Annotated in this window: 22 protein-coding genes; 15 read left to right on the top strand and 7 right to left on the bottom strand. The window is 49.0% G+C overall.

All coding sequences use genetic code 11. From position 1 onward, the window contains the following. Window positions 1–166: 166 nt before the first annotated feature. Window positions 167–985, bottom strand: a complete 819-nt coding sequence (locus HMPREF0044_RS01145; protein ID WP_040312565.1) for a TrmH family RNA methyltransferase — start codon at window positions 983–985, stop codon at window positions 167–169. 138 nt (window positions 986–1,123) lie between these two features. Here HMPREF0044_RS01145 and HMPREF0044_RS07765 point away from each other — a divergent pair, with 138 nt between their 5' ends. Further along, window positions 1,124–1,699 (top strand): hypothetical protein, encoded by a 576-nt coding sequence (locus HMPREF0044_RS07765; RefSeq protein ID WP_006546256.1) that lies wholly within the window; start codon window positions 1,124–1,126, stop codon window positions 1,697–1,699. A gap of 48 nt (window positions 1,700–1,747) precedes the next feature. Further along, a complete protein-coding gene (locus tag HMPREF0044_RS01135; RefSeq protein ID WP_006546255.1) occupies window positions 1,748–2,773 on the top strand; it encodes a quinone-dependent dihydroorotate dehydrogenase in 1,026 nt (341 codons plus the stop codon). Between the two features lie 111 nt (window positions 2,774–2,884). Here the strand turns inward: HMPREF0044_RS01135 and HMPREF0044_RS01130 are convergent, their stop codons facing one another. Together HMPREF0044_RS01130 and HMPREF0044_RS01125 are read right to left on the bottom strand one after the other, a co-directional pair. After that, complete coding sequence (locus HMPREF0044_RS01130; protein WP_006546254.1) at window positions 2,885–4,108, bottom strand: RtcB family protein; 1,224 nt, start codon at window positions 4,106–4,108, stop codon at window positions 2,885–2,887. Window positions 4,109–4,530: 422 nt separating this feature from the next. Then, window positions 4,531–5,097, bottom strand: coding sequence for a DUF3043 domain-containing protein (locus HMPREF0044_RS01125; RefSeq protein WP_006546253.1), 567 nt, complete (start codon window positions 5,095–5,097; stop codon window positions 4,531–4,533). Window positions 5,098–5,183: 86 nt separating this feature from the next. On the opposite strand from HMPREF0044_RS01125, the gene HMPREF0044_RS01120 reads away from it, so the two are divergent. The 5 genes from HMPREF0044_RS01120 to HMPREF0044_RS01100 all read left to right on the top strand — a co-directional run bounded on the left by HMPREF0044_RS01120 (window position 5,184) and on the right by HMPREF0044_RS01100 (window position 9,481). After that, window positions 5,184–6,530 carry a dipeptidase gene (locus tag HMPREF0044_RS01120; RefSeq protein ID WP_006546252.1) on the top strand — a complete coding sequence of 449 codons (1,347 nt, stop codon included), beginning with the start codon at window positions 5,184–5,186 and terminating at the stop codon, window positions 6,528–6,530. A gap of 7 nt (window positions 6,531–6,537) precedes the next feature. Then, complete coding sequence (locus tag HMPREF0044_RS01115) at window positions 6,538–7,551, top strand: glycerate kinase (protein ID WP_006546251.1); 1,014 nt, start codon at window positions 6,538–6,540, stop codon at window positions 7,549–7,551. A gap of 84 nt (window positions 7,552–7,635) precedes the next feature. Continuing rightward, window positions 7,636–7,980, top strand: coding sequence for an iron-sulfur cluster insertion protein ErpA (erpA, locus tag HMPREF0044_RS01110; RefSeq protein WP_006546250.1), 345 nt, complete (start codon window positions 7,636–7,638; stop codon window positions 7,978–7,980). Between the two features lie 50 nt (window positions 7,981–8,030). Further along, on the top strand, window positions 8,031–8,984 hold the full coding sequence (locus HMPREF0044_RS01105) for an FKBP-type peptidyl-prolyl cis-trans isomerase (protein ID WP_006546249.1): 954 nt from the start codon (window positions 8,031–8,033) through the stop codon (window positions 8,982–8,984). Between the two features lie 98 nt (window positions 8,985–9,082). Then, the gene (locus tag HMPREF0044_RS01100; protein ID WP_006546248.1) at window positions 9,083–9,481 is read left to right on the top strand and encodes a response regulator transcription factor; all 399 of its coding nucleotides are present in this window, start codon (window positions 9,083–9,085) and stop codon (window positions 9,479–9,481) included. 134 nt (window positions 9,482–9,615) lie between these two features. Here HMPREF0044_RS01100 and HMPREF0044_RS07760 read toward each other — a convergent pair whose 3' ends face one another. Continuing rightward, a complete protein-coding gene (locus HMPREF0044_RS07760; protein WP_006546247.1) occupies window positions 9,616–10,236 on the bottom strand; it encodes a 3'-5' exonuclease in 621 nt (206 codons plus the stop codon). Between the two features lie 154 nt (window positions 10,237–10,390). Here HMPREF0044_RS07760 and HMPREF0044_RS01090 point away from each other — a divergent pair, with 154 nt between their 5' ends. The 4 genes from HMPREF0044_RS01090 (at window position 10,391) to HMPREF0044_RS01075 (ending at window position 15,385) form a co-directional block, all read left to right on the top strand. Beyond that, window positions 10,391–11,158, top strand: a complete 768-nt coding sequence (locus HMPREF0044_RS01090) for a lysophospholipid acyltransferase family protein (RefSeq protein WP_050754323.1) — start codon at window positions 10,391–10,393, stop codon at window positions 11,156–11,158. A 67-nt stretch (window positions 11,159–11,225) separates the two neighbouring features. After that, entirely contained in the window at window positions 11,226–12,449 is a 1,224-nt protein-coding gene (locus HMPREF0044_RS01085) for a pyrophosphate--fructose-6-phosphate 1-phosphotransferase (protein WP_006546245.1), read from the top strand. A gap of 86 nt (window positions 12,450–12,535) precedes the next feature. After that, window positions 12,536–13,867: a 3-deoxy-7-phosphoheptulonate synthase class II gene (locus HMPREF0044_RS01080; protein WP_006546244.1), complete on the top strand. Its 1,332-nt coding sequence runs from the start codon at window positions 12,536–12,538 to the stop codon at window positions 13,865–13,867. Between the two features lie 156 nt (window positions 13,868–14,023). Beyond that, window positions 14,024–15,385 (top strand): MFS transporter, encoded by a 1,362-nt coding sequence (locus tag HMPREF0044_RS01075; RefSeq protein ID WP_040312563.1) that lies wholly within the window; start codon window positions 14,024–14,026, stop codon window positions 15,383–15,385. Between the two features lie 11 nt (window positions 15,386–15,396). Here HMPREF0044_RS01075 and HMPREF0044_RS01070 read toward each other — a convergent pair whose 3' ends face one another. Then, entirely contained in the window at window positions 15,397–16,392 is a 996-nt protein-coding gene (locus HMPREF0044_RS01070) for a LacI family DNA-binding transcriptional regulator (RefSeq protein WP_040312561.1), read from the bottom strand. A gap of 65 nt (window positions 16,393–16,457) precedes the next feature. On the opposite strand from HMPREF0044_RS01070, the gene HMPREF0044_RS01065 reads away from it, so the two are divergent. Next, complete coding sequence (locus tag HMPREF0044_RS01065) at window positions 16,458–17,906, top strand: sulfatase family protein (protein WP_006546241.1); 1,449 nt, start codon at window positions 16,458–16,460, stop codon at window positions 17,904–17,906. 514 nt (window positions 17,907–18,420) lie between these two features. Here the strand turns inward: HMPREF0044_RS01065 and pknB are convergent. Next, on the bottom strand, window positions 18,421–20,418 hold the full coding sequence (pknB, locus tag HMPREF0044_RS01060; protein WP_050754322.1) for a Stk1 family PASTA domain-containing Ser/Thr kinase: 1,998 nt from the start codon (window positions 20,416–20,418) through the stop codon (window positions 18,421–18,423). A 122-nt stretch (window positions 20,419–20,540) separates the two neighbouring features. Here pknB and HMPREF0044_RS01055 point away from each other — a divergent pair, with 122 nt between their 5' ends. After that, complete coding sequence (locus HMPREF0044_RS01055; RefSeq protein WP_006546239.1) at window positions 20,541–20,888, top strand: Rv2175c family DNA-binding protein; 348 nt, start codon at window positions 20,541–20,543, stop codon at window positions 20,886–20,888. Window positions 20,889–20,900: 12 nt separating this feature from the next. Here HMPREF0044_RS01055 and HMPREF0044_RS01050 read toward each other — a convergent pair whose 3' ends face one another. Further along, window positions 20,901–21,986 carry a polyprenyl synthetase family protein gene (locus HMPREF0044_RS01050; protein ID WP_006546238.1) on the bottom strand — a complete coding sequence of 362 codons (1,086 nt, stop codon included), beginning with the start codon at window positions 21,984–21,986 and terminating at the stop codon, window positions 20,901–20,903. Between the two features lie 127 nt (window positions 21,987–22,113). Here HMPREF0044_RS01050 and HMPREF0044_RS01045 point away from each other — a divergent pair, with 127 nt between their 5' ends. Continuing rightward, window positions 22,114–22,506, top strand: a complete 393-nt coding sequence (locus HMPREF0044_RS01045; protein ID WP_006546237.1) for a universal stress protein — start codon at window positions 22,114–22,116, stop codon at window positions 22,504–22,506. 70 nt (window positions 22,507–22,576) lie between these two features. Beyond that, on the top strand, window positions 22,577–24,094 hold the full coding sequence (locus HMPREF0044_RS01040; protein WP_006546236.1) for an RNA polymerase sigma factor: 1,518 nt from the start codon (window positions 22,577–22,579) through the stop codon (window positions 24,092–24,094). The last annotated feature ends 91 nt before the right edge of the window (window positions 24,095–24,185 follow it).

The raw sequence follows: 24,185 nt of genomic DNA, 5'->3' as shown, positions 1-24,185 counted from the left end.
AACGCCCTCGAGAAAATAAACCCCTGCGTGGCAACCTGTGGATAACTTCTGCGCCTGAACGTGAGTTCCCGCGTTTTGTCTGCGTGGGAACTTAAACTCCCGCGTTTTGGTTGCGTCTGAACTTGAGTTCGGGCGTTAGGACAACGAAGAAGAAAAACGCAAACAGCTACTTAGTTGCCCAGAAAGTTACCGCTGCCGCAGCTGCCACATTTAAAGAGTCCACCCCATGCTGCATAGGAATCATCACAGTCTTATCAACAGTGCGCAGGGTCCGCTCTTTCAAACCATATCCCTCAGAACCTAAGACCCAAGCCACCCTACGCGCAGGATCGGTAGCTAACTCAGCAGTATAATCGTCCAAAGTAATCGTGTTCTCACCCAGCGCCAGCGCAGCTACCTCAAAACCGTGCTCTCTAAACAGCTGCGGCTCTGGCCAAGTTTCTAAGCGAGTCCACGGCACCTGGAATACCGTCCCCATTGAAACACGGACAGAACGGCGAAAAAGAGGATCTGCACAAGAAGGCGTTACTAACACGGCATCTACACCAATAGCCGCTGCAGAACGGAAAATTGCCCCGACATTAGTGTGGTCAACGATATCTTCTAAAACCGCAATGCGTCGCGCCGTTTTCAACAAATCAGCAGCCGTTGGCAGAGGCAACCGATGCATAGCTGCCATAGCTCCACGATGTAAATGAAACCCCGTGAGCGTTTCCAACATTTCCTCACTAGCGATGAAAACAGGTACCTCACCGGCATCCGGGCCAAAGCGTTCAAGCACTTCACGCATAGACTCCACCCACTTAGGGCTCATCAAAAACGATCTAGGCTGGTAGCCAGAGTTCAACGCACGAGTAATCACATTCTTAGACTCAGCCATGAACAGTCCCAGCTCAGTTTCCGTTTTAGAACGCAAAGCCACATCGGTCATATGCAGGTAGTCGGTTAGACGAGAGTCAGTTAAATCTTCTAAATGAATCAGCACCCTCTTATCTTCCCCCAAAGTTATCCCCAAGGGAAACTCATAGCAGCACTTATCCACAGAAAAACTTAAGACAGTTTCGCCCTCCAGAAACCACACTTAAGCTAAACCTATCCGCACCAAAACCGGAAGGAACCCCCCATGCCAAACACCGAAAACCACGAAACCATAAGCGCAGAATATGAAACATCCACACCCGCGCACGCCGGAATGTACGCAACCCGCGGGTGGACCACCCAGCGCGGAATCAACCGTCTGATTCTCCCATACCTAAGCGACCGACTCTGGGGATGGCTAGAAGCAGAAGAACCCTACGCAAAACCATTCGCAGACTACGAAGCATTCGAGGGCGTCGGAGCCAAACCCGCCGCGCAACTACTAGACCGCCTACCCGTTGGAAACCTCAGTGACAGGCAAAATAACTCACCACAATGCGTAGAACTATTAGAACTAGCCGTAAACCACCCCACAGAAATAGAACTCTTCGGCTACGCGATAGGACCCGGCAGATTCGACGAACGCATCACCATCGAAGGATTCATCTATTACGAACAAAACCCCACACTAAATGAAAATAGCGACGGACATCCTAACCTTTGGGAAGTAATAACTAATAAACTAGAAATAAGAACACACCTCGCACCCCCAGATGACCTGCACCTAACCCGCGCACACTGGAACCCCTGCAAAGTAGGGTGGTGGGCATGGTGGGACTAAACTAGATAAACAACCTCAAATGGGGACCCTTGACAGTAAGGAAAACTCGTGTACCGCTGGCTATTCGACAACCTGATTACCCACTCAGACCCAGAAACCGCCCACAACCTGGTAATGAACGCCCTCACTGTAGCGGGCTCAAATCCAGTCAGCCGCGCAGCTATCCGAGCAACCTTTAACCCCACTGACACCTCACTAGAACCAAACGCTTCCTTCCTACCAAAACGAGTCCAAGGACGCCTGGGACTAGCAGCAGGTATGGATAAGAACGCAGAAGCCATCCACGCGTTCTCTGCCCTGGGATTTGGGTTTATCGAAATCGGTACCATCACCCCTAAAGGACAACCAGGTAACCCGCAGCCACGCCTCTGGCGCCTACCAGAAACCCGCGAAATCCGAAACCAGATGGGGTTCAACAACCACGGCGTCGATGCAGCTTTGCTGAAACTCACTAAACTACGTTCCACCGAAGCAGGCCGAAAAATCGTAGTCGGCTCTAACATCGGCAAAAACAAAATCACTTCAAACGACGAAGCCCTCAACGACTACGAAATCTGCGCCTCCACTCTGGCACCACTATCAGATTTCCTTGTAATCAACGTTTCGTCACCAAATACCCCCGGACTACGCGACCTGCAAACCGTTGAAAGCCTTCGCCCAATCGTTGAAACCACCCAGGAATCAGCAAACAATGCAGCACAGCGAGACGTGTCAGTATTCATCAAAATCGCCCCAGACCTAGCAGATGAAGACATCCTGGCAGTAGCAGACTTGGTTAACGAAACCGGACTAACCGGCGTAGTCGCCGCAAATACCACAATTAAACACTCCTACGAATCCGGAGGTATCTCTGGGCCGCGCCTACTCAACCGCGGCCTGGATATCGTCGCGAACCTGCGCAAAGAGCTCGACTACGATAAGACCATCATTGGCGTAGGCGGCATCAGCACCCCAGATGATGCAATCTCATACCTAGACGCCGGCGCAGACCTGCTGGAAGCACTTACAGCCTTCATCTACGAAGGACCAGCCTTCCCAGGACGCATTAACCGCGCAGTAAAGAACTACCGATAAACAAATAAACTTAACCAGTGTGGGGCTTTGGATTTTTCCAAAGCCCCACACTTACTCATCAGCACTGCAACCAGCAAAATACGGTTACACAGAGGAAAACGCCCTCGGGAACTAACCCTTCACGCACAGTAAGGTAGTTAGCCGCGCCACCACCTCCACCAGCGGAGAATGCTCCTGAGTCTGAGCTGCGATCACCTCATCCAAATCCTTATAAGCCGCTGGAATCTCATCGACAATTCCCGCATCCTTACGACACTCAACGCCCGCAGTCTGCGCCGCTAAGTCGCTCGCGGAATAAATACGGCGCGCCTCACTACGAGACATCCGTCGCCCTGCACCGTGCGAAGCTGAACAAAGAGAAGCTTCATTACCCAACCCACGCACAATGAACGACCCCGTGCCCATCGACCCGGGAATCAAACCCAAGTCGCCTGAGCCAGCGCGAATAGCACCTTTACGAGTGACAATCACATCTACACCACCGTGGGTTTCTTGCGCGACATAGTTGTGGTGGCACTGAATCTCCTGCCCAAAGTTTGCTTGCGGCAGTACTTTCAGCAGAGCATTTTTTAAGGTTGCAAGCATGATAGCGCGGTTTAGTCTCGCGTAGTCCTGTGCCCAGTAGAGGTCATGTAGGTAGGCATCCATTTCACCAGTTCCAGAAATGAATACAGACATGGAACGATCTTCTAAAGTGAGGTTGTGTTCCAGTTTGGCAGCTTTGTGCATGTGGTATTCAGCCAAGACTTTGCCGATGTTTCGAGAGCCAGAATGAAGCATTAACCAGATTTCTCCGTGGTCATCTGAACAGAGTTCAATAAAGTGGTTTCCACCCCCTAATGAACCGCACTGCGCGCGCATGGTTTTCAGTTGTCCGAAGGGTAAATCCGCATGCAGTCGTGAGAAATCACGGAAGGTTTCGGTAGCTAGATTACTTAGCTGCTGATCCTGTTTTAAGATTGGCGCTGCTTTCTTATGACCTGCTCGTCCGACTGGTACTACTTCTTCGAATGCTAGGCGTAGAGAGTGTAAGTCATCTGGGAGGGATTCTAAACGCAAACCGGTGTTTACAGCGGCCATTCCGCATCCGATATCGACTCCGACTGCTGCGGGTGCTACCGCGTCTTTCATGGCGATTACGGAGCCCACGGTTGCTCCATTACCCCAGTGTACGTCTGGCATGATGCGGATTTGTTCTACCCAGGGGACACGACTCATCATGCGAATCTGGGCAGCTGTTTCTATGTCAATAGTGTAGGGGTCTGTCCAGATTAGGGTGTTTGCTTTCGTGCCGTGTAAGGGCACGGGAAATAATGGTTTTTCATTGCTAGACATAGTAGTCCTATCGTTTTGCGCGTGTTAATCCTATGGTGAATGAGTTGAAATTTAGGATTCTGTGACGCTGAATGTTTAAGCGTGGTTACGTGTGATGGACGTAAATAGAACCGTGTACAACACCGTTTGGCGGTTCGAAAATGAAGGGGAGGCAAGTCATCTGGTATGCGTGTCCGCTAGTGGGTGCGGAGGGGCGTTCACCAGGGTGCGTGTTAGTAGGCCGCCGCCTGTTGATCTTCTTGCTTCATTTTAGTTCTCCTTCGATTGAAAATCGTGGCATAGTTTGTTCCAACACGCAAGTTAGAGAGAGGTAGCTCACTGTTTTGGTTTTCGGGGGCGGTGGGGGGACAAACAAAAATCCCCGCCACCTGAAACCAGACGACGAGGATTCGTTAGGTAAAGCCCAATCGGAATAAGTTACTTTATTCGGGGTATTCTCCACGGTTTACCTGGGGCTTAGGCTGGCGGAAACGACGTGGCATAATCAGACGAGCAAAGACGTAGAACCAGCGGCGAGGAATCCATTCTTCGCGTGGGTGGTTAGTCTTGAAACGGGCTTTAGCGCGGTAGAAAACTATAGTAGCTTCAACGATGGAAGCAAACAGCAAACCGTAGGTAACCCAAGTGATGGAGTTTACGATGGTAGCAGCTGTTTGCGGAGCAACGGTGGTTACTAGTGCTGCCATTACCATCATGGTGATGATCATGACGAACATGGCTGGCATGACTGCTTCAGAGATTGAGAAGCGACGTGCGTCAACGTAGTCGCGGATGAATCGCGAGGACTTACCGCGGTCACGTGCTGGCATGTAGTGTTCAATGCCGGCGTCCATACCTTCTTGCTGCTTACGCCACTGTTCTTCTTGGCGTGCGCGAGCTTGCTTCTTAGCGAGTTTACGGTCTGCAGGAATCATGTCGCGACGGCGCTTTGCTTCCGCATCCTTACGCTTCGGAGTAGGACGTCCCTTACCAGTAGTGGAGTCAGACATAGCTTGCTCTCTTGAATAGTCGAATAAAAACCAATAAACACTAATACTTTACCGTAAAAACTTAAAAATAATGCTAGCGTAGAAATATGATTGAAACACTACGCGAAAAACTAGAAACCCAGTTCCCAGCAGTTGTTGAGGAACTTTGCGACATTATCCGTATTCCATCCGTTTCCTCTGGTACTTTCGACCAGGAAAAGGTTTGGGAATCTGCCCGCCATGTGGAAGCACGTTTCAAGGCTCTTGGGTTAACCACTCAGATTTTGAATGCTCCTGCAGAAAATGGTGAAGCTGGTCGCCCAGCTGTCGTTGCGCAGACTAAGAAAATTGAGGGTGCTCCAACGGTGTTGCTCTACGCTCACCATGACGTGCAGCCAGCGGGGGATGAATCCCGTTGGATCACTCAACCTTTTGAACCTTCCGTTCGTGATGGTCGCCTCTATGGTCGTGGCTCTTCTGATGACGGTGCTGGCATTGTGGTGCACTGGGGTGCTCTTAACCTGCTAGGTGAAGATTTGCCTTTGAACGTCACTGTTTTCATTGAAGGTGAAGAGGAAATCGGTTCTCCTTCTTTCAATAATTTCCTGTCTCAATACCACGAGCTGTTGGAAGCTGATTACATTGTGGTGGCAGACTCTGATAACTGGCAGGTGGGTGCTCCTGCATTGACTTCAAGTTTGCGTGGCGTAGTTGATGTGGAAGTGCATGTGCAGGTATTGGAACATGCGCTGCATTCTGGTATGTTCGGTGGTCCTATTCTGGACGCAGTTACTTTGGCTTCTCGCCTGATTGCGACTTTCCATGACGCTAACGGTGATGTGGCAGTTGCTGGATTGGGTGGCTCTAAGGTAGCTGACGTTGATTGGGATGAAGCTGACTTCCGTCGTGACTCTTCCTTGCTGGATTGTGTGGAACTGACTGGTACCGGTGATTTAGCTTCCCGCATGTGGACTCAGCCAGCTTTGGCTATTATCGGTTTTGACGCTACTTCAGTAGCTAACTCTTCTAATACGATTGCTCCAGAATGTCGTTTTAAGGTTTCTTTGCGCACGGTTCCGGGTACTGATGGTCGTGCAGCGATGGATTCACTGGTGGCTCACATTAATGCAAATATTCCTTTCGGTGCGAAGGTGACTGTTAAGGAAGGCGAAATTGGTCCTTCTTACCAGGCTGATTTGGAATCTAAGGCAGCTCGTATTGCTCACCAGTCTCTATCTGACGCCTGGGGTGTGCAGTCTGTGAACATTGGTGTGGGTGGTTCTATTCCATTTATTTCTGATTTCCAGCGTGAGTTCCCAAATGCGCAGGTAATCGTTACCGGCGTGGAAGATCCTGCTACTAATGCTCATTCTGAGAATGAAAGCCAGCATTTGGGGGATTTGCAGTCTGCTGTGTTGGCAGAAGCTTTGATGCTTTTGCGTTTTGCTGACTGAGGCGTGCATGTCTGTTCCGTTTAGGAAAGTTGTTGTCGTTGGCGCTCCGCTTTCTGCTGGTGGCGCCAACGACATCGCTTTGTCTGCTAAAAGTTTGAGTACAGAGGTTGAGTTTTCGTCTTACGGGGCTTCTGCTTTGGAAGTGAGTGATTTTCTTACCTCCACTGGCATGCATGTTATTAACCTTAATCAGTTAAATACTCTGGATGCTTGGGCGTGTGCTCCACAGGTAACGACGTTGATTGCTGACCATGAAACTATGCCTCGGGATTTATTTTCCCCCGAACTTCCCACTTGGCAGTGGGGTGGGGGCATTGGTTTCCTCGGCAGTTTAGCGGGGTGGAGTCTAGCGGATTTACGGGCGGCGCTGGACTGTCCGCCCTCGGAAATGAAAGAACTAGCATCCCAACTGATTCTTTCTGCGCGGGCTCGGCTAGCTGGTCGCCAACTGCAAGTACTCTATCTTTCACAACGTCCATTGTTGGGCGCCGATTCGGTGCTTTCCATGGACCCTGACGCCATGCCGGTGTGGGGTATGAACCCTGCTGATATGCAGCGCGTGACAGCTTTCTACCAGGCAGCCACGGATTTCTTAGTCTCTGAAAATCTGCTCGCAACTAATCGGGCGACGCCAGATTCAAACCCCGCTCGCGCAGACGGTTCCGGAGCAGGGTACGGTATCGGTGCGGCAGTTTCTCTGCTACGGGGTTTCCGAGGGCGTTGCTTGGATGTGTATTTCCAAAAGCTGAACCTCGCCAGTGAACTTAACGGAGAAAGCCTACTGGTTGCCCTAATGCCACAGCTACATCCGCAAACAGCGGGGGATTCACTACTGGGAGATTTGAAAGAAATCTCAACTAAAATGGGGATTCCACTGATAGTTTTCGCAGATGAAAACTCACTGTCGAAGCATGAGCTAGCGGAATGGAATATTACCGCTGCCTACGCGGGGGAGAGGAACCCGAAAACCCTAGGGGATTACCAGCGGATTCTCACCCAGACGTGGCTTCGCACACGATAGTAGTTTGCAGAGTGCCAAACCCCGATTTGCGCTGTAAAGTTAAGTACGACTCTATAATTTCTGAAATCTCTATTAGGAGAAATAATGTCTGAAACCACTCCAACCCACGAAGTCATTCTAACTGACGTAGCAGCAGCTAAAGTACGTAGCTTACTTGAACAAGAAAACCGTGACGACTTGCGTCTGCGAGTTTCCGTATCCCCAGGCGGTTGCTCTGGTTTAATTTACTCTCTTTACTTCGATGAGCGCCTGCTGGAAGGTGACGCAGTGCGTGACTTCGGTGGAGTCGAAGTAGTTGTTGATCGTATGTCCGTACCATACCTCAACGGTGCAACCATTGATTTTGCTGACACCATTGAAAAGCAGGGTTTCACCATCGATAACCCTAACGCAGGCTCCACCTGCGCATGTGGCGAATCCTTCAGCTAAACCTAAGCTGAGACGACCCACTAAAAACTAAAACCTGCTGAGGAAAAACTGTGAAGAAAAAGATTATTGCAACTGTAGCTGCAGCTCTGCTGGCTGTAACTGGCCTGGCAGCCTGCGGCGAAATTAAGGAAGAAAAACCTGCGGACGCAAAAGAAACGGTAAAAGTTGACCGTGACTACAAGGGCGAACTGCCAGCTGTTGAAGGCGAATGGGGGAAAACTGCCACTATTAAGAAGGTAGATGCTCAAGAGCCAACCACTGTTGTTGCAAAAACTTTGAAAAAGGGTGATGGGCCAGAAGTTACCCCAACGGATACGGTGCTAGCGCACTATGTGGGTACCCTCTGGGACGGCACAGTTTTTGATTCCTCTTTCGCACGTGGTGGCGAAGCTGGTCCAACCCCGATTTCTTTCTCACTACAGCAGGTTATTCCGGGCTGGACCTATGGTTTAGCCGGTCAGCATGTGGGTGACCGTGTGCAGCTTGTTATCCCATCAGAATGGGGTTACGGAGACCAAGGCCAAGGCGATGTAATCAAACCGGGATCCACCCTGGTATTCGTAGTTGATATTGTAGCTGCCTACGACCCAACGAACGTATCAGCATTGACTGAAGCAGCCGCAACAGGCGAAACCCTTCCAAGTGGCGTTACCATCTCAGGTGATTTAGGTGCTGAGCCAAAGATTGAGGTAGCTGCTGATGCAAAGCTTCCAACTGACCAGACTTTCACAGTTTTAGCGAAGGGAACTGGTAAGGAAATTACTGCTGATGAAATCGTTTTCTACCACGTGACTATCTACGATGTGGAAGGTAAAGCGATTGCGCAGTCATCTTGGAAGAACGGTACTGCAGTTGGCACTCGTGGTCCAGTTGGGGAAGTTCCTGGTGTTACCTCTCAAACCGTTGGCTCTCGTGTAGTGGTCTTTAATCCAGCGAACGCTGAAACTAAGACTGGTGCAGCCGTATTCGTCGTAGACATTACGGGATCAATGCCAAGTAAGTAAACTGCAGTTCGTCTCTAAAATCAGGTACGATTTTAGAGACGAACTTTTTGATTCTGGTTTTAACACTAAAACCAAACCTGCAACATTAGGGGATAAGAATGACGCAGACTCAGGAACGTAGCATTGTAAACGTGCTGCTATACAGCGACAACATTGATACCCGCCAGGCTGTAATGGATGCAGTTGGCGTTCGCCCAGGTAAGGATCTGCCACAGGTTAACTGGATTGAAGCAGCTACTGAAGCAGGTGCAGTCACTAAGTTTACTGAGAACGAAATCGACGCTTTAGTGCTGGATGGGGAAACTCAGAAAGCTGGTGGTATGGCAGTTCTACGTCGCCTGGTAGTCGAAAATGAATGTACTGCTCCAGCTCTGATTCTGGTTGCTCGTCAGCAAGATGAATGGTTGGCACAGTATGCTGGTGCTACCGCAACGCTGCTGACCCCATTTGATGCAGTTTCTTTAACTGATGCAGTAGCGGCTCTGCTCCGCAAGTAGTTTTAGTTTTAAATAGTTATAAGGTGCTCTCGAGATTCTCGAGAGCACCTTTTTCGTCTCTTTCCTGCGTGGGAATCGGAGCTCCCGCGTTTTGTCTGCGCGCGAACTTGAGTTCCCGCGTTTGAATGTAAAGCCTAGTCGTTAATATCTGCTTCAGTTAGAGTCCTAAACACCGCCTCGGGAAGTTCCACCCCATCAGCCGCGTGGAGCACATCCAAGAGACACTTATAGAGTTCCAAACAGGTGTACGCGTCAGCTAAAGCTCGGTGAGCATTCGGATTTTTAATCCCAAAATGATGCGCTAAAGTGCCTAACCGGTGATTTTGCACCTGAGGACGGGGCAGCAACGCCCTCGAGAAAAATACTGTGTCAATGGAAGCAGGGAACTGCCACTCAAGTCCCAGCTGTGCGCACGCATTCATCAGGAAACGCGTATCGAACCGAGCATTATGCGCCAACAGGACAGAACGCGGAAAATCACAGAACTCTAAAAAAACTGGTAGTACTTCCCTTAACGTTGGTGCATCAGCTACCAACTGATTATCAATACCCGTCAAACGAGTAATAAACACTGGAATCTGGCGGCCAGGATTAACCAAGGAAGAGAAAGTTTCCACAACCTGCCCTTTCTGGTATTTAACGGCTGCAAGTTCCGTAATTGCATCAGAATCGCCTAACCCAGTAGTCTCAATGTCCACAGAAACAAGCGTAAGGTTTTCTAAAAACTGCGGATCAGTAAGTAAATCTGCGCTCACAGTTATAAACTCCTCAGAACTGGTGAAAATTCCAACGCGGTGGGAATCTGCTCAAACAAAAAATGTGCGGGAGAAAAACAGAGAATCCCCTCTAAAGAGCATAGACTATTACTGGAAAGTAATTCGTAAACACGACCCGGGAAGAAGGACTACTGTGCTATACAAAGCCCTGAAAACTGGTTTAGGTCCAGTCTTAAAGACCATTTACCGTCCTTGGATTGATGGCAAGGAAAAGATTCCTGCAGAAGGTCCAGCTATCCTGGCTTCTAATCACCTGGCAGTGTTCGACTCCGTATTCCTACCATTGCTGGTAGATCGTGAAATCGTTTTTATCGGCAAATCTGACTACTTTAAGAGTGATTCTGCGAAAGAACGCCTGGTTGCGAAGTTCATGAAGGGCGTGGGCGTGATTCCTGTGGATCGTTCTTCTGGACAGGCTGCGGAAGGCGCGTTGCAGGCGGGTTTGGCTCGTTTGCGCGAGGGCGGATTATTCGGCATCTACCCAGAGGGTACGCGTAGCCCTGACGGACGCCTTTACAAAGGTAAAGTTGGCGTTGCTCGTTTAGCTTTAGAATCCGGGGCTCCGGTTATCCCAATCGCAATGATTGGCTCAAATATTGCGCAGCCAATCGGTCAGAAGATTCCGAGCCGCCACCGGGTAGGTATTGTTGTGGGAGATCCGTTGGATTTCTCGCGCTATAAGGGAATGTCTCGCGACCGCTTCGCACTGCGCGCGGTAGCAGATGAAATCATGTATGCCATCATGCAGCTGTCTGGCCAGGAATACGTTGATATGTATGCTGCAGACCGGAAAGCACAGTTGGCTGCGGAAGGTAAGTTTGCCGGTCCGGTTCCTGCGGGAGCCAAGGCAGAGAATAGGTCTAAGGGCGAAACTAGCGAACCTGAAAACAAGGTAGAATAGTATTGCACTTAGTGTTGAGTTGCTTCCAAGCAATTTGCTTATAAGCAGAGAACCGAAAGGTATTTTGATGTCTATCAAGCGCGTAGCTATTTTGACTGCTGGTGGTTTCGCACCATGTTTGTCCTCCGCAGTTGGCGGTCTGATTGAACGTTACAACGAGCTGGACCCATCTATTGAAATCATTGCTTACCAGCACGGCTACCACGGTCTGTTGACCGGAAACTACATTGTGATTGGTGAAGAAGCCCGCAAGAAGGCTGGCTTGCTGCACAAGTTCGGTGGTTCCCCAATCGGTAACTCCCGCGTAAAGCTCACCAACGCTAAGGACCTGGTAAAGCGTGGTCTGGTTAAGGAAGGCGAAGACCCACTGGAAGTTGCTGCTGAACGTCTGCGCGCTGACCGCGTTGATGTTCTGCACACCATTGGTGGCGACGACACTAACACCACTGCAGCTGACCTGGCTCACTACCTGGAAGAAAACGACTACCAGCTGACTGTTGTTGGTCTGCCAAAGACCATTGACAACGACGTTGTTCCAGTACGTCAGTCCCTGGGTGCTTGGACCGCAGCTGAAGAAGCAGCTAAGTTTGCTCGCAACATCATTGGCGAACACCGCTCCAACCCACGTATGCTCATCATCCACGAAGTAATGGGTCGTAACTGTGGTTACCTAACTGCAGCTGCAGCTAAGGCGTACCGCGACTGGTGGAAGACTCAGGAATGGGCTCCAGAACTGGGCCTGTCTAAGGAACGCTGGGATATCCACGCTGTTTACATTCCAGAAGATGCTGTCGAGATTGAACGCGAAGCAGCTCGTCTGAAGGCTGTTATGGATGGCGTCGGCAACGTTAACATCTTCCTCTCTGAAGGTGCTGGCGTAGCTGAAATCATCGCTGAAATGGAAGCTAACGGTCAGGAAGTACAGCGCGACCCATTCGGTCACGTAAAGCTGGACACTATCAACCCAGGTAACTGGTTTGCTAAGCAGTTCGCTGAAAAGATCGGCGCTGAAAAGGTTATGGTTCAGAAGTCCGGTTACTTCTCTCGTGCTGCTGCAGCTAACGTTGAGGATCTACGCCTGATTAAGTCTATGACTGATTACGCTGTTGAATGTGCATTCCGCGGTGAACCAGGCGTTATTGGCCACGATGAAGAAGACGGCGATAAGCTGAAGGCAATCCCATTCAAGCGTATTGCTGGCCACAAGCCATTCGACATCACCACCCCTTGGTTCCGTGAAATGATGGCTGAAATCGATGAAGCTGTTTCCCCAGCTCCAGAAGTTAAGTGATTTAACTAAATAAACTGTTGGGGGTTATCGCCCTGTAACCGGGGAATCCCGGAGGGCGGTAGCCCCTTTCAGTTGAAGTGGTAAAAATGAGTATTTCTGAAACTAACGCGCTTGAAACTTGGCGTAATCTACCAGCTTTACAGCAACCTGATTACGCTGATTTAGACCAGCTACGTCAGATTATTGAGGTGTTGCGGCAGCGTCCTGGTTTAGTTTTTGCCACGGAGATTGAACGTTTAACGAAAGAAATTGCCCGCGCGGGGAGTGGGGATAGTTTCGTTTTGATGGGTGGTGACTGCGCAGAGACTTTTGCTTCTACTACTGAGGCGCAGATTCGTTTGAAGATTCAGACGATGCTGCAAATGGGCGTGGTCTTAAGTTATGGTGCGGCACTGCCAGTTGTGAAGATTGGGCGTATTGCCGGGCAGTATGCGAAGCCGCGTACGAATGCTTTGGAGACGCGTGAGGGTGTTTCTTTGCCTGCTTACCGTGGGGACGCGGTGAATGGGATTGGCTTTAGTGCTTCGGAGCGTGAGGCGGATCCGGCGCGTCTGCTGGAGATGTACCAGCATTGTTCAGCGACGTTGAACTTGATGCGGGCTTTTACTAAGGGCGGTTTTGCGGATTTGAATTTGGTTCATACCTGGAATGAGGGGTTTACTTCTAATCCAGCGTATGCACGGTATGAGAGTTTAGCGGCGGATATTCAACGGGCGTTGCGTTTCATGGTGGCGTCTGGGGCGGAGATTGATGGTTTAAAGGACGTGGATTTTTACGCGTCGCATGAGGCTTTGCTTTTAGAGTATGAGTCGGCGATGGTGCGTAAGGATCCGCTTTCGGGGCAGCTTTATAATACTTCGGGGCACTTTTTGTGGATTGGGGAGCGTACGCGAATTCCCGAGGGCGCTCATGTGGAGCTGCTTTCTAAAGTGCGTAACCCAATAGGTGTGAAACTTGGTCCTACGGGTACTGCTGAGGATGTCTTACAGTTAGCTTCCAAGCTTAATCCTGCTAATGAACCGGGTAAGTTTACGGTGATTACTCGCATGGGGGCAGATAAGATTGCAGACGTGTTGCCTCCGGTTTTAGAGCGGGTTAAGGCTGAGGGGATTGCGGTTACTTGGTTGACTGACCCAATGCACGGAAACACTATCCATACATCCTCGGGGATTAAAACCCGCCATTTTGATACGGTTATGCGTGAGGTAGAGGGCTTTTTCGTAGCCCACCGGCAGGTTGGTACAGTTGCAGGTGGTTTACACATTGAGCTTACTGGAGATGATGTGACTGAGGTGCTGGGTGGCGCGTTTGATTTGAATGAGCTGGATTTGGAAGAACGCTATGAGTCCTTGGTTGATCCGCGTCTTAACCACCAGCAGTCTTTGGAGATGGCGTTTAAGGTTGCTGAGTTGTTGTAGCTTTTCGTTGTAAGCTTTTATTTCCTGATTTTGGAGTGCTTCACGTTCTAGATTAGTTTAATTTTGCGCTCAAAAGTGATTGTAGAAGACTATTATCACGTGATAATATCAGTGTGCAAGCATACAATGGTGTACCTAACTCAGAGGAGAGTTAAAATGCATGCAACAGATCTTGAAACCGGCGAAATATCGCCAAAAGACGCAAAATTCATTAAAAAACACACGTCAACCCTAATCGCATTCGGCGAATTCATTGATGGGTATGACCTGGCAGTTATTGGTGTCGCCATGGTCTTCCTATCATCTTCATTCTCTTTAACCCCAGCAGATAAAGGCCTCTTGGTTGCAATCTCATTTATCGGAACAGCTGTTGGCTTAATCTTCTTCGGTGACTTGTCTGACCGAATCGGACGCAAAAAAGTCTTCGCATTCAACCTTTGGGTATTCATCGTAACTGCAATTCTTGCAGGTGCGATTACACAAGTCTGGATGCTCTGGGTACTACGCTTCCTCATCGGCGTTGCGATCGGTATGGACCTCTCAACATCATCAGCATACTTAGCTGAAATCGCTCCGAAAGCGCGTCGTGGTAGGATTACCGGTTCTCTGCTGAACATCATGCTGGTACTAGGCGCAATGTTCGCTATCCTACTAGCCATGGCACTCTACGCTGTAGTTCCGGAAGCACACTACGATTGGATTTGGCGAGGCATGTTTGTATTCGCTGCAATCCCGGCGGCAATCGTTCTACTTCTACGTAAGAAACTACCTGAATCTCCGCGCTGGTTGATTCAAAATGGTGAAACCGAAAAAGCATGGAAAATTATTCGTGCACTCGGTCTTGAAGACGAGATGAAAGAAGTCCGCCCTCGTAAAACCAACCGCGAATACCGGAAACTATTCCACGGAGATGCACGCCGCCGAGTACTGGTCTGCACCGCATTCTTCATGCTTAACTCAACTGCCGGTCCTGTCGTATCATTCCTCGGTCCAGTAATCTTTGCGGAAGCTGGCGTACCCGCTTCCGCAAACCTTCTGATCTCACTACTAGCAAACGTGGTTGCCTTCCTAGCACTCTTTATCGGCGCTTACTTCATTGACCGAGTAAACCGTCGTAACCTTGGGTTAATTACCGCTGCAATCCTCACAGTTGTAGCTGCAGTTCTGGGTCTGATGGGAGCTCTCTCTAACGTCATCCTTTTCGCAGCATTCGTAATCTGGAGCTTCACCACTTACTTCGGTCCAGGTATGCTGGCACTCGTCTGGTCCGTTGAAGCATACCCAACTGAGCTACGAGGATTCGGCGCTGGCTTCACTCAGTCCATGGCACGCGTAATGTCAGCAACGGTATCTTTCCTGGTACCAGTCCTGGTAGCAAAGTATGGTTATTACGCTATTGCACCATTTTCTTTGGTGTACCTGCTGATGTTCATTCTTGTGTGGGCTAACCCTTGGCTGGCATCAACTGCTGAAAGCCTCGAAGATGTCGCAGAAGGCAAACTGGCTGAAACCAAATAGTCAAAACCTACTTAACGAGTAGATTCACGCGGATGAGCAGAGGTCTTAAGCACGCGGATAACACCTTTAGATAAGGGTTCGGTATCACGCAGATGATGAATCAAAACATCTACAGCTAACCGTGACGCTTCAGCTAAAGGCCATTCAATAGAAGATAATCGGTTAGGTGATGTGGGGAGTGCCCCCACATCACCAAAGCCGAAAATACGAGGAAAATCGTTGGAAAATAGATTGTTATCAGCGGCATAGGACATGAAACCGTAAGCCAGATAATCATTAGCAGCGAAAATTAGATCCGGTTCAGAACCGGCTACCTCAGCACCAACTTCATAACCATCATGGAAAGACCAACCACCAGCATTTACCCTCACTGCATTAGGGAAGTACTGTAAGAAAGTCTCAATACGACCAGAGTCTTTACCAGGGCCACTGATTAGAACCGGCTTAACCACAGTGGAAACGTTGAAAGAACTGAGCATTTCTAAAACCCCAGGTTCTTCCTCAACAACGATACTGGTGGTTTGAGGATCCGGTGCATCAAGTAAACCAGTGTTCACCCAAACTGAGGGCACATCGTTTTTAAGTAAGAGAGGAATAGCATCTCGAAGACGAACGTCGTCGCGAACTACTGCTCCAGCAAGCTCAATATCCCGTATCGTTCCAGCTACTGTTCCTAACGGATCATCGTTTACCGGAATTGGAAGAATAAAATAATTTGCCTCACGGGCTGTTTCAATAGCGCTCGTGATAAGTTCATTAAAGACAGGCAGACGTAGGGAAGAAGGCGCTTCAGTAGTGAAAAAAGCGATAACTCTACTATCTTGATAACGGAAGTTTCGGGCAGATGCCCGCGGAATGTAGCCGAGCTTTTGAGCTGCTTTACGGACGCGTTCTTCAGTATCTGCGGAAAAACCAAGTTCTTCGCCACGATTATTCATAATATGTGAAACAGTGGAAACAGATACGTTAGCGAGTGTAGCTACATCCTTACGAGTTGCGCGGGCCATAATCCCTCTCTTCGGCACAGTATGAGTTCTATTCTTTTATAGGACCCTTAAATAAGGATACACAAATGAACAAACAACCAAACTTTGTGATTTTTGTAACGGATGATCAAGGGCCGTGGGCAACGAGCGAACACTGGCCTGAATTGCAGACTCCAAATCTAGACCAGCTTTCAAAGGAATCATCCACCTTCAGTAACTATTACTGTGCCTCACCAGTATGCTCGCCAGCTCGCGGGACCCTGCTAACCGGACGTATGCCTTCGGCACATGGTATCCACGATTGGCTGGTGGGGGGCCGCCATCCAGATGCATTGGAGGAGCCTTTCTTAGACGGAATCATTACCTTACCGGAAGTACTCGATGATAACGGCTACTATTGCGGTATGGTCGGCAAATGGCATGTTGGCACTTCACAAACCCCAGCACCAGGGTTTTCATATTGGTATGCGCACAGATATGGAGGCGGTCCGTACTATAACGCTCCCATTTGGGATGAGAATGGTAATGAAGCGACTGAGCCAAAGTATTTTACCGACGCAATTGCAGAAAACGCTTGTGATTTCATTCAGAGCGCAGCATCAGTTAATGAAGAAAAACCATTCTTCTTAATGGTTAATTTTACTGCTCCACATTCACCTTGGATAAATAACCATCCGCAAGAACTTATGGACTTATACGCGGATACAGATTTTCCCTCAATCCCAAGAGAAGAACCCCACCCGTGGACTAAATACTATGATGATTTCGCAGATGCATTCGCAGACCCAGTGCCTAGCCTTAGAGGTTACGCAGCTTCTTTAACAGGTGTAGATAACGCCGTGGGCGATATACTGAAAGCGCTTGAAGAGAACGCTTACGCTGATAACACTGTGGTTATGTACATGTCGGATAACGGTTTTAGTTGCGGGCAACATGGCATTTGGGGCAAGGGGAACGGTACTTTCCCATTAAACTTCTGGGAAAATTCCGTGCGAGTTCCATTCATCATTCATCTTCCTGGGCAGCATGAGTACCGTAAAGTAGATGATCATGTTTCAGCATGTAGCTTCTTTGAAACGGTTTGTGAACTAGCAGAGATAACTCCACCAGAAGATCCTTTACGTGGTGCTCGTTCAATTGCAGATTTAGCCCGCGGGGAAATCCGCGATTCAGATGAACCCGTCATGGTTTTCGATGAGTACGGGGGAGGACGCATGATTCGCTACGGTGACTTAAAGTTCATTGATCGTTTTGACGGGCCACAGGAACTGTACGACTTAAAAAATGATCCTGCTGAACTAAATAATCTAGTTCATGATGAATCATATGAAAAGGTGCGTGATGAGTTAGCTTCGTTAATGGGCCAGTGGTTTGCTGCGCATGAAACAGAAGTGTATAGAGCATTCCACCGTGATATTCGTGGCCGCGGACAAGTACACCCACCACATGCGGGCTATAACGATACGCGTACTTACGTAACCGATAATGAAAACCGCGATGGGGATAACACACATAAGAAAGCTCTACCAGTTTAGTTTCTTACGAATACTTTGATTATGCGCAGTAAGTTCATCTGAGAAGTAAATGAAGATGGTTACGTGACTAATAGTGTTCAATCTTCAGATGTTCATCGGGTGGCAACTGAAAGAGGTGAACAGGATGTGAGCTACTCCACAGCATGCTGTGCTAGTGAAAACTATACGCAGGCTAGTAGGGGGCTTTGTTCGGCTATCCAACTGTCTTGCATCCTGTTCCGGGCTATTTTCAAGATTGCCAATCACATGGGTTATCGAAGATCCTGCGGGATGCCATGTTGGTTCGAGCAATATCATTACTACTATAGTTATTTAACTTACAGGGAAGGAAATTTGTACTTTTAGCAGTATAAGAAGTGGTCCGGTTTAGTTCTTTTGATGTAGCTGTTTATATTCAATTTCTTAGATTTTAGGTCTTTTTTAGCTTCTACTTGCGTTGAGGTTAAGGGTTTTAAAGTAAGTTGCCTCTATGTTTTACTGTTTTCGCTTCTGCTAATTTTATCGGGGTTGCAGTTTAAACTAGCGAAAGCGTAATCGTGCTACCAACCTTTAACTTAGTTCCTGCTGGGGAACTTTGGTCTGCAACTAGTCCAAAGGTAATGAAAATCTTGCGGGTTTCGACTTTAAACCCAGCAGCTTCCAAAATTGAAGTAGCTTCGTTTAGGTTTTTACCAATCACATTTGGTACTTCGCGTAGTTCCGGGCCTTTGGAAATGACGAGGCTGACGACGTCTCCCTTATAGAGAGTTGAGGCAACCGCTGGTTCTTGAGAAATCACGTTGTGGGTAGGGACAGTGTCACTGAACTCTTCGGTGACATTAACTTTAAGTCCCAAGTTTTCAAGGCGTGAGAGGGCGTCTTCACGGATTATCCCAACCAGGTTGGGGACTTCGATAGGTTGACGTCCCTTAGAAATCACCAGGCTGACTTCACTATCGTGAACGACTGTTTCTCCGGCTGTTGGAGCAGTGGAGATAATCTGCCCTTGTGGGACTGATTCTGAGTATTCTTCGGTGACTTCACCGAGTTTCAGTACGCCGGCTTCTAAATCAACTTTGGCGCCTTCTTTGGTTTTACCTACGATGTCGGGGACTACTACCATATGAATGCCTTTTGAGACTCGCAATAGGATAGTTGAGTCTTTATGGAGGCTTCCCGGGGTTTCTGGATCAGTCCCGATAATCGTACCTGCAGCAACGGTGTCTGAGTATTCTTCTTTAACCTCGAACTTTACCTTGAGGATATCTAGGTGTTTCGTGGCGTCGGCAAATGACAGTCCGGAGAGGTCAGATACTTCGCGGTAGGCGCCGGGGCCGTGCTGATACCACCACCAGGTGCCGGTTAATCCGCCGGCAGAGAGTAGGGTGATGAGCAGCAGAGTCCAGATTACGATTTTCCACTTACGTTTTTTAGTTTTCCGAGGGCGGAGTGCCACGGGTAATTCTTTTAGTTCTGGACTTTCTGTTGGTCGAGCGGGGAAGCTTGTTACCGTCTCATTTGCAGACTGGGTGACTTCAGCTGGTAGAGCAATGGTTTCGCCACGCATTTTAATAACAGTGGTTGCCTCAGAAGAATTTGCTGGTTTAACTTCGGCTGCGCGGTCCAAAATTGATGGGGGTAGTTCTCGTCTGAGGCGTTGCACCATATCTAGGGCGCTGTCTGCGTTTGGTAGGCGTTCTGAAACTTCTTTTGCTGAGAGGGAGCAGACTAGTTCATCGATCTCTGGTGGTAGCCAGCGTTCTAATGTAGAAGGCGCAGGGATTTCTTCAGAGACGTGGGCGAGGGCCACTTGAATTGCGGTGCGGTCTTCAAATGGAGTGTGACCGGTGAGCATTTCAAATAGCAGAATCCCTAATGCGTAGAGGTCGCACCGGTTATCTGGTTTAGTTTCGGCGACGATTTCTGGCGCCAAGTATGCGACGGTGCCCATGACTGAGCCGGTGGAGGCAGCTGAAACGTCTGAGGCGGCGCGAGCTAAACCAAAGTCAGCTACTTTAACGGTTTCACTGCCGGCTACCAGGACGTTTTCAGGCTTAATGTCACGGTGAATGATTCCTACACCGTGTGCAACGGAGAGGGCGTGGAGAATAGCTTCAGTGTATTTGAGGGACTCGCGGACGGTGAAGGCACCGCGCTCATTGAGTAGGGTACGTAGAGTTACTCCGGGGACGTATTCCATGACTAGGTAGCCGGAACCGCCTACTACGCCTTGGTCGAATACAGAGACAACGGAAGGGTGCAGGATTTTTGCGGCGGCGCGAGCTTCCCGGCGGAAGCGGTTCACGAATTCTTCGGATTCCGCAAGGTGTGGGTGCATAACTTTGAAGGCAACTTCCCGGTCGAGTCGCTTATCGTAAGCTAAAAACACGGTTGCCATACCACCGCGTGCCAGGAGTTTTTCAACCCGGTAACGGTCGTCAACGAGCATGCCGATTAACGGATCAGTTAATGGTTCCTGTTCCGTGGTGGGTTTCTGCTCTGCTTCAGCCATGTTTTCGCTAGTTTTATCCACGATAGTAATTCTACTTAATGAGAGTAGGGAAGTGGGAACTAAAACCTCTTAAACCTGTAATAGTTTTATGACAATCCGCGCAAAATTCATGGTTTTCTAAGGAATCCTCATATTATCTAAGTATGACTGATTTGAACGCATACTACAGCCAGGCAGAAGCCGCGCAGCTTTTGGGCGTGGGCCCTAACCGTATTAAGCAGATGTGGCAAGAAGACGATTTGATTAAAATCCGCATCGACCGGAAGCCTTTCATTCCGAAGGATTGTTTCGTAAAGGGTCCTAACGGTTGGATGGTTAATCCAGCGTTGCGTGGCACTTTAATTATGCTTCTGGATGCGGGCTTTGAATTTTTGGAAGCTTCTGAGTGGCTAGATCGTTACAACGATTACTTAGAGGCTCGTCCCCTGGAACTTTTAGCGGCTAACCGCGTTAAGGAAGTTCGTAACGCGATTTTGACGATTACTTTCTGAGTTCCGCTTATCTTAGAACTTTCGATTCACCAGCAGACCCGCAAATTCGCGGATAATCTGCTGGTGTTTTTCATGTAACGCGAGGTTTTCAAAAGCTGCGAACCCCTGGTTTACGTAGTCGGCGATCAGTTCTTCATGTACCGCGTAGGCGCCGCAATCACGAATGATTTCGCGTACCAGCGCAACTTCAGTTTCCGTAATTTCCTTATTTCCGAGGGCGTTCAATAGAACTTTCCGTTGCTGCGCTGAAACTCGTTCTAAAACCAGGGAGAGTAAGATTGTACGTTTACCTTCAGCTAAATCTGAACTTACTGGCTTACCTGTAACCGACTCTTCCCCGAACATGCCAATTTCATCATCGCGCATTTGGAACGCAATACCCCAGGCAGTTCCGGCAGTTTCCAACGCGGCAATTAGTTCAGCAGAACCGCCCTCGGAAATAGCTCCCAAAACCAGCGGACGCATCACTGAATAGTATCCGGACTTAACAGTAATCACGTCTAAAACGTGCGCGCGCAAACCAGCTGTATCCTCTAAAGAGTGTGTTTCAGTGAGGATGTCAAGATACTGTCCCCACGCGACCTCGGCGGTAATGCCTGCCATGTAAGCGTGAATCTGATCTCGCAGTGGGGCAGAAGCCTCAGCTAAGGCAATATTTGTGGCAGCGTGGTTGAGGGAAAGCAGATAGTCTCCAACTAATACTGCAGCCGCATCCGCTGCATCCGCAGGAAGAAACTGGCGGGCAGCTACTTGAATTGTTGCATGGGAACGACGCAAATCCACGTCATCAATCAAGTCATCATGCACTAAAGCGGATGCCTGATAAAACTCCATTGCCACACCTAAGTCCCGAATTAGCGGTGAAGAAGTAAAATCCTTAGAACCCGCCAGGAACGCTCCGACGGCTACACCTAACGCACGCAGAGTTTTGCCCTCACCCAAATAAGAATTCACTAGACTCGAAAAACGCTGAAACTCCGGGTGATTTTGGAAAGGACTGCCCAGGGAAGCTGCTAAATCTAAAGTTCGCTGATGGATTGTACGACTAAAAACTGGCAGGTTAATGAGCTGAGCGGGGTTCGCGTGTGATTCAACCATGTTATTAAAAATACCCTAAACTAAGAGGTGTTAGACACTGGCTGAAAAGAAAGCGCCATGTAAGGGCATACTTTTCAATACCTGCTATTAGTTTCAACAAGAAGCTGAGAGCAGAAAGGTTGTTGCAATGGCAATCGTAATGAGTTTCCACGGAAATGAAGAATCTGTAATGGCGCTTCGCATGGCAGTGCAGACGGCAGAAGTGAAGAATACTTCCCTGGAAGTTTTAGTTGCTGCTCGTAACGACTTCAAAGATTCAAAGACTGAATCTGACGCGTTAGAAACTCTTTGGAATGAACTGGAAAACGTTAAAGTTCCATTCCGGGTAAGTAACGCTCCTGTTGGTGTTTCGGTGGCAGAATCTGTGTTAGAGCTTGCTAGAGAGGTTCAAGCTGAAATGATTGTGCTGGGGTTGCGTCAAGGTGGCTCCCGGATAACTGATTTAGGCGTTAATGCATCCCGAATTTTGCTTGATGCACCGTGCCCTGTGCTGACTACCACCCAGTTTGGGCTTTTCTGAAGCTGTGTCGAGTGGCATAGAGTACCGTTAATTGGGCATAAAATGCAATAGTGATTATAATTGTGTTTTGATGGCGCAAAACGGCGGGAAGGAAATCTCTGTGGCAGTCGCAAAGACTACTAAAAAATCTGGAAAAGTTTCTGAAGTAGAAGCACCAGAAGTACTTGCAGAATCCTTGGCAGAAGAAAAGCCAGCTAAGAAAACCGCTACGAAAAAGAAGGCTCCGGCTAAGAAAGCTGCTGAAGCTACCGACGAAGTAGCTGAGAAGCCTAAGCGCACCCGAAAGACTAAGGCTACTGAATCTACCGAGGCAACCGCAGAAGCTACTGAGGAAAAGCCAAAGAAGAAGCGTGCACCACGCAAGAAGAAGGCTGAAGAAGAGGTAGCTTCGGAAACCCCAGCACCAGAAGCAGATGCTGAGGAAATCGAAGACCGCCATGACGACGAACTGGCTGAACCAGACGAATTCGCTGACGAAGAAGATCTGGACCTAGACCTCGACGTTGATGACGATCTTGAAGAAGACTTGGAATCCGACGACGATGAAGACTCTGAAGGGGCTCGTCGTGGAAAGCCAGATGCTGAAGAAACCCAGGCTGTAGTTAAAACTGGCGGGTTCGTAGTTTCTGAGTTCGATGACACTGATGAACCAGTCCAGAAAGTAACCGTAGCTGGTGCAACTACTGACCCAGTGAAAGACTACCTGAAGCAGATTGGTAAAGTATCCCTGCTGACTGCTGCAGACGAAGTTGATTTAGCACGCCGTATTGAAGCTGGTCTTTACGCTGAACATAAGATTAAGACTGAAGGTGACGAACTGCCATCCAAGTTACGTCGTGAGCTGCAGATTTTGGTCCATGACGGACAGCTTTCTAAGAATCACTTGTTGGAAGCTAACTTGCGTCTGGTAGTTTCCCTGGCAAAGCGTTACACCGGTCGTGGCATGCTGTTCCTGGATTTGATTCAGGAAGGTAACCTGGGCTTGATTCGTGCGGTTGAGAAGTTCGACTACACCAAGGGTTACAAGTTCTCTACCTACGCAACCTGGTGGATTCGTCAGGCGATTACCCGTGCAATGGCAGACCAGGCACGTACTATCCGTATTCCTGTACACATGGTTGAAGTTATTAATAAGCTTGCTCGTGTGCAGCGTCAGATGCTACAGGATTTGGGCCGCGAACCTACCCCTGAAGAACTCGCTAAAGAACTAGACATGACCCCTGAAAAGGTTGTGGAAGTTCAGAAGTACGGTCGCGAACCAATCTCCCTGCACACTCCACTGGGTGAAGACGGTGACTCTGAATTCGGTGACCTGATTGAAGACTCTGAAGCAATCGTGCCTACTGACGCGGTTTCCTTCACCTTGTTGCAGGAACAGTTGCATAAGGTATTGGATACCCTTTCAGAACGTGAAGCTGGGGTAGTCTCCATGCGTTTCGGCTTGGGCGATGGACAGCCAAAGACCCTGGATGAAATTGGTAAGGTTTACGGCGTTACTCGTGAACGTATTCGCCAGATTGAATCCAAGACTATGTCTAAGTTGCGTCACCCATCTCGTTCCCAGGTACTACGCGATTACCTGGACTGATAGAGCGTATATAAGTGTTTGCCCCTGAGAACTCGGTTCTCAGGGGCAAACACTTATATACGCAAAGCCTGGGTTGGTTGACTTCCAGCAC

This window comes from Gleimia coleocanis DSM 15436 (assembly GCF_000159015.1).
Lineage (GTDB): Bacteria > Actinomycetota > Actinomycetes > Actinomycetales > Actinomycetaceae > Gleimia > Gleimia coleocanis.
This window is presented reverse-complemented; position numbering and strand designations above follow the sequence as displayed.

What these genes read in the sequence shown, in the direction of transcription:
- HMPREF0044_RS07765 (WP_006546256.1), top strand. Translation starts at nt 1,124, where the DNA reads ATGCCAAACACCGAAAACCACGAAACCATAAGCGCAGAATATGAAACA.
- HMPREF0044_RS01130 (WP_006546254.1), bottom strand. Translation starts at nt 4,108, where the DNA reads ATGTCTAGCAATGAAAAACCATTATTTCCCGTGCCCTTACACGGCACG.
- HMPREF0044_RS01125 (WP_006546253.1), bottom strand. Translation starts at nt 5,097, where the DNA reads ATGTCTGACTCCACTACTGGTAAGGGACGTCCTACTCCGAAGCGTAAG.
- HMPREF0044_RS01120 (WP_006546252.1), top strand. Translation starts at nt 5,184, where the DNA reads ATGATTGAAACACTACGCGAAAAACTAGAAACCCAGTTCCCAGCAGTT.
- HMPREF0044_RS01115 (WP_006546251.1), top strand. Translation starts at nt 6,538, where the DNA reads ATGTCTGTTCCGTTTAGGAAAGTTGTTGTCGTTGGCGCTCCGCTTTCT.
- erpA (WP_006546250.1), top strand. Translation starts at nt 7,636, where the DNA reads ATGTCTGAAACCACTCCAACCCACGAAGTCATTCTAACTGACGTAGCA.
- HMPREF0044_RS01100 (WP_006546248.1), top strand. Translation starts at nt 9,083, where the DNA reads ATGACGCAGACTCAGGAACGTAGCATTGTAAACGTGCTGCTATACAGC.
- HMPREF0044_RS01085 (WP_006546245.1), top strand. Translation starts at nt 11,226, where the DNA reads ATGTCTATCAAGCGCGTAGCTATTTTGACTGCTGGTGGTTTCGCACCA.
- HMPREF0044_RS01080 (WP_006546244.1), top strand. Translation starts at nt 12,536, where the DNA reads ATGAGTATTTCTGAAACTAACGCGCTTGAAACTTGGCGTAATCTACCA.
- HMPREF0044_RS01075 (WP_040312563.1), top strand. Translation starts at nt 14,024, where the DNA reads ATGCATGCAACAGATCTTGAAACCGGCGAAATATCGCCAAAAGACGCA.
- HMPREF0044_RS01070 (WP_040312561.1), bottom strand. Translation starts at nt 16,392, where the DNA reads ATGGCCCGCGCAACTCGTAAGGATGTAGCTACACTCGCTAACGTATCT.
- HMPREF0044_RS01065 (WP_006546241.1), top strand. Translation starts at nt 16,458, where the DNA reads ATGAACAAACAACCAAACTTTGTGATTTTTGTAACGGATGATCAAGGG.
- HMPREF0044_RS01055 (WP_006546239.1), top strand. Translation starts at nt 20,541, where the DNA reads ATGACTGATTTGAACGCATACTACAGCCAGGCAGAAGCCGCGCAGCTT.
- HMPREF0044_RS01050 (WP_006546238.1), bottom strand. Translation starts at nt 21,986, where the DNA reads ATGGTTGAATCACACGCGAACCCCGCTCAGCTCATTAACCTGCCAGTT.
- HMPREF0044_RS01045 (WP_006546237.1), top strand. Translation starts at nt 22,114, where the DNA reads ATGGCAATCGTAATGAGTTTCCACGGAAATGAAGAATCTGTAATGGCG.
- HMPREF0044_RS01040 (WP_006546236.1), top strand. Translation starts at nt 22,577, where the DNA reads ATGGCGCAAAACGGCGGGAAGGAAATCTCTGTGGCAGTCGCAAAGACT.